The sequence below is a fragment of the Mucilaginibacter sp. P2_A4 genome (assembly GCF_056405015.1).
Genome location: NZ_JBFUCX010000007.1, coordinates 211,937 through 225,064, shown reverse-complemented (window position 1 = coordinate 225,064; position 13,128 = coordinate 211,937). Strand labels below are relative to the sequence as shown.

The 13,128-nt window shown below is 41.7% G+C and carries 14 protein-coding genes; 6 read left to right on the top strand and 8 right to left on the bottom strand.

Annotation, left to right across the window (positions count from 1 at the left end):
* Positions 1–106 precede the first annotated feature (106 nt).
* The 4 genes from AC1DYB_RS15085 to upp form a co-directional block, all read right to left on the bottom strand.
* Positions 107–961: a UDP-2,3-diacylglucosamine diphosphatase gene (locus AC1DYB_RS15085; protein WP_477391715.1), complete on the bottom strand. Its 855-nt coding sequence runs from the start codon at positions 959–961 to the stop codon at positions 107–109.
* A gap of 262 nt (positions 962–1,223) precedes the next feature.
* Positions 1,224–1,751, bottom strand: a complete 528-nt coding sequence (locus AC1DYB_RS15080; protein ID WP_477436124.1) for a DinB family protein — start codon at positions 1,749–1,751, stop codon at positions 1,224–1,226.
* Positions 1,748–2,440, bottom strand: a complete 693-nt coding sequence (locus AC1DYB_RS15075) for a YjjG family noncanonical pyrimidine nucleotidase (RefSeq protein WP_477436122.1) — start codon at positions 2,438–2,440, stop codon at positions 1,748–1,750. The genes AC1DYB_RS15080 and AC1DYB_RS15075 overlap by 4 nt, the downstream gene beginning before the upstream one ends.
* Before the next feature lie 143 nt (positions 2,441–2,583).
* Positions 2,584–3,228, bottom strand: coding sequence for a uracil phosphoribosyltransferase (upp, locus tag AC1DYB_RS15070; protein ID WP_295721274.1), 645 nt, complete (start codon positions 3,226–3,228; stop codon positions 2,584–2,586).
* 150 nt (positions 3,229–3,378) lie between these two features.
* Here upp and uvrB point away from each other — a divergent pair, with 150 nt between their 5' ends.
* From uvrB to AC1DYB_RS15040, 6 genes are all read left to right on the top strand, one after another.
* Positions 3,379–5,403: an excinuclease ABC subunit UvrB gene (gene uvrB / locus AC1DYB_RS15065; protein ID WP_295721273.1), complete on the top strand. Its 2,025-nt coding sequence runs from the start codon at positions 3,379–3,381 to the stop codon at positions 5,401–5,403.
* A gap of 150 nt (positions 5,404–5,553) precedes the next feature.
* Positions 5,554–5,805 (top strand): DUF4834 family protein, encoded by a 252-nt coding sequence (locus AC1DYB_RS15060; RefSeq protein ID WP_295721271.1) that lies wholly within the window; start codon positions 5,554–5,556, stop codon positions 5,803–5,805.
* Between the two features lie 6 nt (positions 5,806–5,811).
* Positions 5,812–6,108 (top strand): hypothetical protein, encoded by a 297-nt coding sequence (locus tag AC1DYB_RS15055; protein WP_477436119.1) that lies wholly within the window; start codon positions 5,812–5,814, stop codon positions 6,106–6,108.
* 83 nt (positions 6,109–6,191) lie between these two features.
* Positions 6,192–8,681: a YfhO family protein gene (locus AC1DYB_RS15050; RefSeq protein WP_477436117.1), complete on the top strand. Its 2,490-nt coding sequence runs from the start codon at positions 6,192–6,194 to the stop codon at positions 8,679–8,681.
* A gap of 92 nt (positions 8,682–8,773) precedes the next feature.
* Positions 8,774–9,004: a DUF433 domain-containing protein gene (locus tag AC1DYB_RS15045; RefSeq protein WP_477436115.1), complete on the top strand. Its 231-nt coding sequence runs from the start codon at positions 8,774–8,776 to the stop codon at positions 9,002–9,004.
* Positions 9,005–9,364 (top strand): DUF5615 family PIN-like protein, encoded by a 360-nt coding sequence (locus AC1DYB_RS15040; protein ID WP_477391723.1) that lies wholly within the window; start codon positions 9,005–9,007, stop codon positions 9,362–9,364. It begins immediately after the preceding gene.
* Between the two features lie 5 nt (positions 9,365–9,369).
* On the opposite strand, the gene AC1DYB_RS15035 is transcribed toward AC1DYB_RS15040, so the two are convergent.
* The 4 genes from AC1DYB_RS15035 to AC1DYB_RS15020 are packed head-to-tail and all read right to left on the bottom strand — an operon-like array spanning position 9,370 to position 13,120.
* Positions 9,370–10,122, bottom strand: coding sequence for a glycosyltransferase family 2 protein (locus tag AC1DYB_RS15035; protein ID WP_477436113.1), 753 nt, complete (start codon positions 10,120–10,122; stop codon positions 9,370–9,372).
* Positions 10,115–11,392, bottom strand: coding sequence for a glycosyltransferase family 4 protein (locus AC1DYB_RS15030; RefSeq protein ID WP_477436111.1), 1,278 nt, complete (start codon positions 11,390–11,392; stop codon positions 10,115–10,117). The genes AC1DYB_RS15035 and AC1DYB_RS15030 overlap by 8 nt, the downstream gene beginning before the upstream one ends.
* A gap of 42 nt (positions 11,393–11,434) precedes the next feature.
* Positions 11,435–12,334 (bottom strand): sugar transferase, encoded by a 900-nt coding sequence (locus AC1DYB_RS15025; RefSeq protein ID WP_477436109.1) that lies wholly within the window; start codon positions 12,332–12,334, stop codon positions 11,435–11,437.
* Between the two features lie 12 nt (positions 12,335–12,346).
* The gene (locus tag AC1DYB_RS15020; protein WP_477436107.1) at positions 12,347–13,120 is read right to left on the bottom strand and encodes a class I SAM-dependent methyltransferase; all 774 of its coding nucleotides are present in this window, start codon (positions 13,118–13,120) and stop codon (positions 12,347–12,349) included.
* Positions 13,121–13,128: the final 8 nt, after the last annotated feature.

Genomic DNA, 13,128 nt, shown 5'->3' with positions numbered 1-13,128 from the left:
AATAGATCCATCACTTCGTTCAGGATGACAATTTTTTTTTGTAAAAAGAATCATAGACAGGCACGAAGTAATGACGGTGTTAAAGGCTGTTCGGTAGAAAATACACTCATTCCGTTTCCTGCCTAAACCTGTCCAGCAGGTTTTTAACATCCATTTTGGCATCAAGGTCTTCGGCGTCGGTTTTGTCATCCTCGTCGGCATCGGTGTTAAAATCGTCGGCATTATATTTAAATATCGTCCAGTTGCCATCCTGGTACTCCAACGCGGTGAGGCTCTCTACCCAATCGCCTGAGTTGAGGTAAAGTACTTTACCGGTTTGTTCGGTATCCTCTATCTCCCTGATTTCGGCATGGTGAATATGCCCGCATATTACGTATTGGTAGTTTTTATCAACGGCCAAATCTGCGGCGGTTTGCTCAAACTGGTTTATAAATTTTACGGCCTCTTTAAAGCGGGCCTTTATTTTTTGCGAAAAGCTCATTTTTTGCCTGCCGATAGCGGTTAGCAGCCAGTTGGTAAAACTGTTGATCAATATTAAAGTATCATACCCTACAGCGCCCAATTTGGCCAGCCATTTGGAGTGCTGCATAGTAACATCAAATATATCGCCATGAAATATCCATGCTTTTTTACCATCAATATTTAATACTACTTTATTAAGCAGTTTAAAAGAACCCAAATCAAAATCGGCAAATTTACGCAGCATTTCGTCATGATTGCCGGTTAGATAATATACCGGAATACCATCGGTAACAAACTTGAGGATGCGGCGCACCACTTTCATATGCGCTTCGGGCCAATATGATTTACTAAACTGCCATATATCAATTATATCGCCGTTAAGGATCAACATTTTGGGCTTAATGCTTTTTAAATATTTAAGCAATTCTTTTGCGTGGCAGCCATAGGTACCAAGGTGCACGTCGGATATTACTACGATATCTACTTCACGTTTTGCCATTAAAATAAGGGGGTTAAATTCTCAGCCGGCACATTTTGCCGGTTATTTATTTGGATAGAAATACTGAACCAACGATTACTCGTCGTCTTCGTCTTCATTAACATTTAATTCATAGGGGCTGAAATAGAAAATACCTACCAACAGCAACAGAGCTATAACAACTAAATAAGTGTACTCAAAATTCATCATAAATGATTTTTACAAATATCAGAAAATCAACATTATCATACTGTTAAGACTCTGTTAAATGTAAAAGGTTTCATCACTTTGATAATTTTATTTTTATCCTTTCCAGTTGCTTTAAATGGTGTTCCAGGTGTATTCTGATGAACCTGAACCACTGCCGGGCGTTAAGCATTCCCATGCGTGGGTGCTTATAACGGCTGGCCGCGGAGGATGCTTCAATGAGCGGCGTATTATCGTCCATCCGTTTACGGCATTTGATGATCATGTTCCTGGCCTCTTCCTTACTGATCTTTGTGGCAGGTATTTTACCGGCTACAGCCTCGGGCACTTTAAACTTTACCGGCGGAAACATGCCCAACATTAATAAAAGGCGTCCCTGCCAGGTAAGGCCATCCTTAGTTGGCGGGCAACTGCCATGCGCGCACCGCTCCAGCGCGATAGATGACCCTAAAGTTGCCTGTAATATATGGCTGTAAACTTCGGCGTATGACCATTGGCCTTCAGCAGGAGTTTCGGTAAACTGCTCATCAGGAATAGCATCAAGCTGCTTACGGTAATTATCAAGCGCCGCGTCAATGGCGCGGCGTTCTTTGGCAATACTCATAATATTAAAGTTAATTCTTTTAAATGAGTAATCTGCACAGGCACCTTATCAGGCTTAGGCGCATTAAAAGGGTTAAAATAAATGGCATCCATACCAAAATTGAGTGCACCGTAAATATCAGCCTCCAGGCTATCGCCTATCATTACACTTTCATCAATAGCGGCGCCAGCCAGGTCTATCGCATGCTGAAATATGGCTTTATCGGGCTTGTTAACGCCCACATCTTCGGAGATAATAACGTTTTGAAAATAACCCGCCAGGTTGGTACCTGCAATTTTTATCCGGGTGGAATCTTTAAACCCATTAGAGATCAGGTGCAGCGTATATTTGGATTGTAAATACTGCAACGTTTCATGCGCATGCGGAAACAGGTTTGTTTTTGTAGGACAAAGCTTTACATAGGCATCTTCAAAATCAGCAGGCATCAGGTCGGGGTGCAGGCCCAGATCGGTAAAGGTTGCTTTAAAACGGGCATCGCGCAACTCGTCTTTGCTGATTTCGCCAACATGGTACTGTGCCCAAAGCCGGTGATTGTTGCGGGTATAAGTTTCAATGAACAGATCAGGTGATGTAAGGCCGATACTTTCCAGTTGATGAATATGATAAAGCTCGTGCAAAGCTTCCTCGGCATTTTTATCAAAATCCCAGATGGTGTGGTCAAGATCAAAGAAAATGTGTCGGTATTTCATTTTTAACATTTAGTAGTTTTCCGGCGATATTTAAAGAGGGTTTCGCCGCTTTTTGATTTCGGTGTTCTTATCCAATTCCGAAAATCCAAAATTAAACATCTAAATCTCAAAATCCCAAACCGAACGTCCTAATTCCGCAATGCCTATACTTTTTCCCCAAAAGCAAGGTCGCCCGCATCGCCTAAGCCAGGTACGATATATGCCTTGCTGGTCATTTCATCATCAATGGCGCAAAGCCAGAGTTTCGCTTTTGGCAAATTAGCTCTAACATGCGCCACGCCCTCGGTACTGGCAATTACGGCGGCAATGTGCAGCTCTTTTATTTCATACTGAGCCATCAGTTCTTTGCAAACTGCCACAACGCTTTGCCCGGTGGCCAGCATAGTATCGCATAAAATAAATACCTGGTCGTCCAGGTTTGGAGTGGAGATGTGATCAACCTGGATAAAGAAAGCACTGTTCCTTTTCACCTTACGGTAAGCCGTAACAAATGCCGATGCCGATTGATCAAAATAATTCATAAAGCCCTGGTGAAACGGCAGGCCGGCACGCAAAATAGTACCCAAAACTGGTTGACATGCAGGCACATTTACATTTGTGGTACCTAAAGGCGTGTGCACTTCTTTCAACTCATATTTCAGCGTTTTGCTTAATTCATAAGCCAGAATCTCGCCCAGCTTTTCCTGGTTCCGCCTAAAACGTGCTCTATCCAGCTGGGTAACGGCATCACGCAGTTCAACCAGGAATTGGTTGGCAATAGTATTGGTTTTATTGAGGACGAAAATCATAATTGTAGATTTGATTTATGAGCAACAATTGCTCATAAATATATAAAAAATTACGCCGATAAAACACTGTTGACATACGGTTGTCATTATCATGCACTTATTTTGATTTGCAAACCCTATTGTAGTATTATTTGTATTTTTACACAACACATGGATTTTAATTTAACCTCACAATACTTTCCCACCGGCGATCAGCCCGAAGCCATAAGGCAACTGGTTGAAGGTGTAAACAACGGCGATCCATTCCAGACACTTTTGGGTGTTACCGGATCTGGCAAGACGTTTACCATGGCCAATGTTATTGCGCAAACACAAAAGCCTACTTTAATACTTAGCCATAACAAAACTCTTGCGGCGCAGCTTTACGGCGAGTTTAAGCAGTTTTTTCCCGAAAACGCGGTGAACTATTTTGTATCGTATTATGATTATTACCAGCCCGAGGCATTTATTCCTACTACCAATACCTATATAGAAAAGGATTTACAGATAAACGAGGAAATAGAAAAACTGCGTTTGCGTACTACCTCTGCCCTCATGTCAGGCAGGCGGGATGTTATCGTGGTATCGTCCATATCCTGCATTTATGGTATGGGTAACCCTGAGGATTTTGCACAATCGGTTTTTAAATTTGCTGTAGGCACCCGCATCAGCCGGAATGCTTTTTTACACCGCCTGGTTGAGATACTATATGCCCGCACCACTGCCGATTTTAAACGCGGTACTTTTAGGGTTAAGGGTGATACGGTTGATATTTTCCCGGCTTATATGGATCACGCCTACCGCATCTCTTTTTTTGGAGATGATATTGAAGAGCTGACCACTTTTGATGTAAGCACCGGCAAAACCATCGAAAAAATGACACATATGGTGGTTTATCCCGCCAACTTATACGTTGCCCCACGCGAGCGTTTTGTACAATCCATCTGGGCCATACAGGAAGAACTGGAAACCCGAAAAAAACAGTTCATCGGCGATGGCCGCTTCCTGGAAGCCAAACGCCTGGAAGAAAGGGTTAATTACGACCTGGAGATGATTCGCGAGCTTGGCTACTGCTCCGGTATCGAAAATTATTCGCGCTTTTTTGATGGCAGACTGCCTGGTGCACGCCCTTTCTGCCTGTTGGATTATTTCCCTAACGATTACCTGATGGTGATTGATGAAAGCCACGTTACTGTTCCCCAAATCAGGGCCATGTACGGTGGCGACAGGTCGCGCAAGATGTCATTAGTTGATTACGGTTTCCGCTTGCCGGCTGCTTTGGATAACCGCCCGCTTAATTTCCAGGAATTTGAACAACTTGCCCCGCAAACCGTATATGTAAGCGCAACGCCCGGCGATTTTGAGCTGGAGAAATCTGAAGGTGTAGTGGTGCAACAGGTGATACGCCCAACTGGTTTGCTTGATCCAATCATAGAGATTCGCCCGGTAATAAACCAGGTAGATGACCTATTGGATGAGGTGGACAAGGTTATAAAAATGGGCGATCGCATATTGGTTACCACCCTTACCAAACGCATGGCAGAAGAGTTGGCCAAATATATGGACAGGCTGGGCATCAAATGCCGCTATATCCACTCGGAAGTTAAAACGCTTCAACGCGTAGAAATTTTAAGGGGACTACGCCTTGGTGAATTTGATGTACTGATAGGCATCAACTTACTCCGTGAAGGGCTTGATTTACCGGAAGTATCATTGGTGGCTATCCTTGATGCTGATAAAGAAGGTTTCCTCCGATCTGAGCGCTCATTGATCCAAACCATTGGCCGGGCAGCACGTAATGATCGTGGCCGCGTAATTATGTACGCCGATAAAATAACCGATTCCATGCAGATAACGATGGACGAAACCAACCGCAGGCGCGAAATACAGATAGCTTATAACACTGCGCATGGCATTACACCAACTACGGTAGGTAAAAGCCGCGAGGAGATCATGGAGCAAACATCGGTTGTTGATTTTAAAGGCGGTGTGCAAAAAGCCTATGTGGAGGCTGATATGGCATCCCTGGCTGCTGACCCAATTGTACAGTACATGACCAAACCCGACCTGAAAAAATCAATCGACAACACTAAAAAAGAAATGCTTGCCGCAGCCAAAAACATGGATTTTTTATTAGCCGCCAAACTGCGCGACGAAATGTTTGCGCTTGAAAAAATGATGGAAGAGAAGTTTTGATTTGAAAGCTTGCTGATTTGAAAATTTGAAGATGACAGTCACCGCATCTTCAAATTTTCAATTTACCTAATTCTCAAAATACTACAAAAATCATATTCAAACAATTTTAGCGTTATATGCTTATATTTGTAAGCTTAAAGTTAAATCAAGATGCTATTAATTCGTTTCCTGATCATATCAATTTGTGTTTTATACATTATTCGCAGTTTAATGCGGTACCTGATACCTGCATTATTCCAGAGCGTAATAAACAAAGCCCAGCAACAGGCACAACAACAACAGCACTACCGCGAACCCCGGAAGCATGAAGGCGCTATAAAGGTTGATTATATTCCCGAAGGCAAAAAAAGCAAATTACCCGACTCTGAAGGAGAGTTTGTTGATTACGAAGAAGTAAAATAAACCGCCATGCTGCCAGACGAAGTATACAAACGACGCCCAAACCATAATAATACGCCAGAGTCGATAACGCTTATCATTGCAAACTTTATTGTTTTTTCATTAGCCATTCAATTATTTGCTACATGTAATAAGATCAATAACTTTTTTTGGGTGACCGTAGGCGTATTGGTTATTTACAATTTTTTTAACGTTCGTAAATACCGCGAAGACTATAAAAAACCCCAGATTATAGCTTACGTTTTAAGTATTGTTATCCTTATTGGCTTCTTTTTCCTGATGCGTGGCAGGTCACAAAACTGTTAAGTAATTCCTTTACAACTAATAATTCCTAATCCCGTTCAAATTTCTATTTTTGAGGAATATATTATCCATTTCAAAAAACTTAGATGAATAACTGGTTCAAGCGTAATAGTGTTCACCTCATTATTGTAGCAATTTTAATAGCAATTTCCTTTGCTTATTTCCTCAGTCCTTTAACGCAGGGTAAAGTTTTATCACAAAATGATGTGATACAGGCCCAGTCCATGCAAAAAGAGATCAATGATGTCAGGGCCGCAACCGGCCATGCCCCATTGTGGACAAATCAGATGTTTGGCGGCATGCCGGCTTACCAGATCTGGGCTTCATTTCCATCAAATATTACATCACATGTGGTTGATATTTTGAAAGCTGTTTTCCCTAACCCTGTTGATACCGTATTGCTTTACTTGTTAGGAGCTTATTTACTATTCAGCGTGTTAAGGCTTTCGCCATGGTTAGCAGCAGCGGGCGCAATAGCTTTTGCATTTTCATCGTACAATTTTATTTATATAACGGCGGGTCACTCCAACCAAGCTTATGCCATCGCCTTTTTTGCACCAATACTGGCAGGAATTATTTTAACCCTGCGCGGCAAATATTTGTTAGGGGCATCACTTACTGCTTTTTTCCTTGCTATGGAAATAAGGAGTAACCACGTGCAAATGACTTATTATTTGTTGCTGGCTATTGCCATATATTTAGGCATTGAGCTTTATCATGCCATAAAAGCGAAACAAACCAAACCGTTTTTTAAAGCTATGGGCGCTTTAGCCGCGGGTACATTATTGGCCATTGCCGTAAATGCAGGCACCTTATGGACCACCTACGAGTATAGCCAGTACACCATCAGGGGTAAAGCTAATTTAACCTCAAAAGGTACTGTCGGCCCAAATCATGGTCTTGATAGGGACTATGCTTATACCTGGAGCCAGAGCGTGGGCGAGTGCTTTACCTTTTTAATTCCGAACGCCTACGGCGGTGGTTCAAGCACTGTTGTTGGTGAAGATTCAAAGGCCGTAAAAACACTTGTTGATAACGGCGTTGACCCAGGTCAGGCGCAGGGTTTTATATCACAATCACTGTATTATGGTAATAAACCAGGCACATTTGGCCCATGGTATTTTGGTGCCGCTATATGTTTTCTGTTTGTTTTAGGATTACTGATTGTAAAGAACCGTTTAAAATGGTGGTTGCTAAGCGCTGTTTTATTAAGCATGCTTTTATCATTTGGTAAAAACCTGCCTTTCCTTTCCGATTTCTTTTTCAACTACGTACCCATGTACAACAAGTTCAGGGCAGTTGAATCAACTTTGGTTATAGCAGCGTTTTGCTTCCCGATACTTGCCTTACTGGCTATTAACGAAGTTATCACCAATACGGATAAGGCTTTGATTTTTAAACGGGCTAAGATAGCCTTCTACATAACCGGCGGTTTACTGTTAATTATGATTGCTGTACCCGAAGTAGTTTTAAACTTTAAATCTGACGATCATTTAGGTTTCGTTAACAACCTTACCCAAATATTTAAAGGTAATACAGCGTTAGCCAATACCGTAGCCAATGGTTTAATTGAAGATAGGGTAAGCCTTGAACGCGCCGATGCTATCAGGTCGTTAATATTTGTATTGTTAACTGCTGGACTGGTATGGTTGCTCATTAAACAAAAGATTAAAGCAAACATAGCCGCATTGGTTTTGGCTGCAATTGTTTTGTTTGATATGTGGGGTGTTGATAAACGCTACCTTAAGGATGCCAATTTTGTAGCAAAATCCGACCTGGAACAGCTTTACAGCGCACCGCGCGAGGTTGATCAGTTTATCATGAAAGATCCCGATCCGAATTTCAGGGTATTTGACATGACCTCCGGAGACCCATTTCATGATTCACACTCATCCTATTTTTATAAAACAGTGGGTGGTTTTCACTCTGCCAGACTAAGAAGATTTGATGAGCTTATAGAAAGCCAATTCAGCAAAAGTGTAAATCACGATGTGTTGGATATGCTGAATACCAAGTACATTATTAACGCCGATCCAAAAACAGGAAATGCTACTATGCAGGCTAATCCTACCGCATGCGGAAATGTATGGTTTGTTAAAAGCGTAAAATTTGCAGAGAACGCGGATGAGGAAATGCAGGCCATCAGCAGCTTTTCACCAAAAGAAGAAGCTATTGTTGACAAGCAGTATAAAAGCATGATTGATGGTAAATCTCCAGGAGCAGAACCCACTGCAACCATTAAATTAACAAGCTACACACCGGAACATCTTAAATACGAAAGCAGCAGCCCTGTAACCCAGGTAGCTGTATTCTCGGAAATTTATTACGATAAGGGATGGACGATGACTATTGATGGTAAAGAAGAACCTTATTTCCGTGCAGATTATCTTTTACGTGCTGCTGTAATACCTATTGGTAACCACAAAATAAATTTCGATTTCCACCCTACATCATACTACGCAGGCGAAAATATCTCGTTAGCAGGATCTATCCTTTTAGTATTGGCCTTAGGTGGTGCGGTTTATACCGAAACCAAAAAGAAACCAGTTGCCAAGCCGGCGGCGAAGAAGGTGTAGTGAAATTTCAATGATACTAAGAAAAGCGATGGGCGGATAGTTCATCGCTTTTTGCATTTATATAAATAGCAAATATTTTGTAAATTTACGTTATGAGCGCATTGTTAGAAAGGATTACGGTTGATGCAGATATATGCCACGGCATGGCGTGTATACGCCACATGAGGTGGCCTGTTGAAGTGATAATTGATCTGATTGCCTCAGGAATGTCTTTTGATGATATCATTAATGATCACCCCGAATTAGAAAAAGAGGATATTCTCGCATCGTTATCATATGCCAAAATCACCCTATCGGGTAAATCGTTAGAAGAAGTTAGCTAAATGAATTTTCTTATTGATGTCCATTTACCCATCAGCCTATCAAAATTTCTGAATAGTCAAGAACATTGCTCCGCAATTCATGTAAATCAAATACTGCAAAAATGGAATACTACAGATGCAGATATTTGTAAATATGCCGACCTAAATAATCTTGTGGTAATTACCAAAGATCAGGATTTTAAAAACTCGCATTTTGTAAATAAAACGCCTAAAAAAGTAATCAGGATAACTTTAGGTAATATTTCAAATAATAACTTAATTCTACTTTTTGAAAAATATATCCCACGTATTTTAACGCTATCGTTGAACGAGACTTTTTATTTAGAAGTAAGCGATGAAAGAATTATTCTTAATGGTTGATAGCCTCAATCATTCGTCCTTTTATTTTTCAACCAATACCATCCCAAATTAAAAGCGATCACAAAATGGTTCAGAATGGTGGGGAGCAATCCATAATTCTGTTTCATGATATCAAAACGTTCCTGCAGGCTTTGCCGGTGCTTCTTTTTTGACATCCCTCCTACCAGGTATTTGGCAACGTAACGATTTACATTTACAATTTTACTGGCTTTTTTAGCCGCCCGGATTATCCAATCAATATCCGCGCTTAGTTGATATTTATTGCCGTACGGTTCTGTTAGCGTCCTCCGGATATAAATAGCCTGGTGACTAATGCTCATGCCATATTTAAAGCCTTTCCAGGTAAATTGAGTTGGGGCTTTGTGCCTCCGCTGACCCAAACTTTGGCCATCACCGGCTATCATTTCGGTTTCGCCATAATAAATATCGGCATCATTGGCAGTAGCAAACACCGCGGCAACAGTTTCGGCATCATAAAACTCATCGCCGGAGTTCATGAAGATCACATAATCGCCGGTAGCCATGGTCAGGCCTTTATTCATGGCATCATAAATGCCTTTATCCTTTTCGCTGATGAACTTACTGATGCTACCTGCATACTTGTTAATCACCGCTAAAGTGCCATCATTAGATAAACCATCTACAATAATGTACTCTATATTATTATACGTTTGCCCCAATACAGAAAGCATCGTACGTTCCACATCCTGCACATTGTTATATACTACGGTAATAACGCTTAGTTTGGGGTTAAACATCAGCGCCTCCTTTTAGCAAACTTTTGTAAAGCGCGATATGTTTTTTTGCAATCACCTCTTCCGAAAAGGTATTCATTATGGTTTGCCGGGCCTGCTGCTGTAGCTGTGGCCTTTGTGGATGCTGAATAATCCACTCCATGCCATCAGTAAAGCTCTCTGCCGAACGATAAGTGGCCAGGTAACCGTTGTATTCATGCTGCACCATATCGGGGATACCGCCCGTAGTAAAGGCAATAACGGGCGTTCCGCAGGCAAGGCTTTCCATTACCGTATAAGGAAGGTTATCTTCCAGTGAAGGAATCAGGAAGGCATCGGCGGCGGCGTAGTATTGCGCTAGTTTTTCATCATTGCTTATGGTTCCTAAAAAACTGGTCTTAAAAGGAAAATCAGGAACACCTTCTGTTCCGCGATTACCAAAAACAACCAGCTCTATATTATCCGCATCGTTACCCAAACGTTGTTTCAATAGTTCCATACTTTCCAACAGGTACTGGGTACCCTTGTGCAGGTCTTTGCGCGATGGCATAAAGCCACTCAGGAAAATAAATTTATCGGCTGGTAATCCGGCCTGCTCTTTTGCCAGTTTCTTATCAATAGGTTTAAAAATATCGGTCTCCAGCGTATTAGGGATCCGGTGAACCGCCTTTCCTTTCATTAAACTACTGGCTTTTACAGAATCTTGCATCCATGAACTTGGGGCAGCTATGGCAAAATCCAAAACCTCGTAAGCTTTATGTTTCTGTTTCCAGATTTGGTTTGAAATATCATCGTCAGCCGCATTGATCAGCAAGGGACAATTGCCGCATTGGCGCAGGTAATGATCGCAGGTATAACGTACATGGCAGCCACCGGTAAAAGCATTGCTATCATGAAAGGTCCATACAACCGGCTTGTTTAGTCTGGCAATTTCGGCAATATGTTTGGGGTCAAGAAAACCGTGATTGATCCAGTGCAGATGGATGATATCGGCATTTTTAACATCAGGATGATGAATAACAGAGCGACCGAACCAGGCAAATGAAAAAGGCGTTTTCACCGGTTTTAAAAAGCGCTTGGCCAGTATCCGCTCTAATATGATCTTAAACGCGGTATATGTTTTTTGAACTTTATTGGAATTAAAAGTACCGATATGGGGATTGTTCCCAAACTTGTAATGGACCACCATCTTGGAATCGACACCCTGCCCAAGTAATGCACGATTTAGACGCATACAACCGCGGCCTGCGCCACCATTACCATCATAGGTATTTAAATGCACTACTTTTAACATGCCTCAAAAATACATTAATCATTTAAACCCTGATGAGACAAGTTAACCAACCTTTTGCCGTACAAAACGCACTGCCCGCTGTAATAAACTACCCTTCCGGTGAGCCAGGAAATGCTTGATGGCATGATAGGCTTTTTCATTCTCCTCAATTACATCAGGGAATTTTTTAACGGGTTGTTGGGAGATATGCACATCGTACATGTTTTCTTTATTGCTATGTACTCCTGTGCCATCATGCCCTATGTTATTAACGAGGGAGCGGGATGGGTTTAGCGTAAGGCCTCCTTTTAAAAATATGGAAGCATACCAGCGTATGGCCCATGAATTATTTTTGCCGGCCTTAAACTCCTGTATCTGTTTCCAGAAATTCATCTTGCCTTCAATTGAAAAACGAAGGATCTTTAAAGTATCAAACTGCGCTATCAGCTTATCAATGTCGGGTTCAAAACTATCCCAGGCATGTGCCCATGTTGCCCATCCCCAGCTGCTTGCAGCCCGGTAAAAAAATGACTCGGGCAAATCTTTTTCTTTCAGATTATACATGTAAGCACCTATATGCATCACTTTGGGTTGATTAGCATACAGCGTTAGCGCTTCATTAAAATATTGCAAAGTATAGGGTGATGATAACAGGTCATCCTCAAATACAATCACTTTACCATACTCGTATACCAATTGAGTAACGCCGCTAATGATCGATTCTGCTAAACCCAAATTATGATCGCGCAAAATAACTTTTACCGATTTAAATCCTGTTGTTTCCTTAGCTACCTGCCTCACTTCATCAACATTGGCGCGGTCGGCCTCTGTTTTGGGAGCATCACAAAAAATGTACAAACGCGATTCATCGGCCAATACATTTTTTTGTAAATGTATAAGCGTCCGGCGTGTATGATCGGGCCGGTTGTACACAAACAAGGCTATTGGGGCAAGTTTTTGCATCGATCAAAAAAATCAAAATAATTCTGGTTGCTGACTGGCTTTTTTACACAAAACGGTATAAGCGTTTGCAAATTGTTCGCTAACCTTTTTTCCCATCAATTTACTTAATGTTTGTTTCACGGTAAACTCAGCCGCTATCCGCAGGTTTTTCAAAAGGCTCTTAGGTTTCTTTTGATTAACATACATATTAAACCTGGTTACCTCTGGCTCAATCATAGATGTAAGATCATTTTCAACTTCAAAACCCTCTGTACTCAACAAGTAGCGTAAGGAGGTTGGCGTGTATACGTTAATATGCCCATAAGCCAAAAAGTGCTTAATGCGGGTATCAACGCCGGTTTTATAATCGCGCGGCACCTCAATTACACAACGCTTAGCAACCCGTTTTATCTCGCGCAGCAGCATACGTTCATGCTCCACATGCTCTAATACATGCGAAAGGATGATCAAATCAAAGCTATCATCGGCAAAAGGCAATTTATAACCATCAAATACCTGTGCCGCTTTCAGATTTTTTATCCCACGCGACAAGATGTACTCCACCCCACTACCCGAAATTTCTACCGCCTGGTATTCGGGCGCGAAGTTATTGTCAGATAAGATCTTCAAAATACTGCCGTCGCCTGCGCCAACTTCCAGCACATTGGCAAAAGTTAAGCCTTTGCATACATCAATGATGTGTTGTGCCTTATACTTTGCGCCAAGCATGCGCCAGGCTTCATCGTGTTTTTGATAAAATTGATCGTATGCGGTTTTAAATTCGCCGCCAATAATTGATTCCTGCATTATTATAC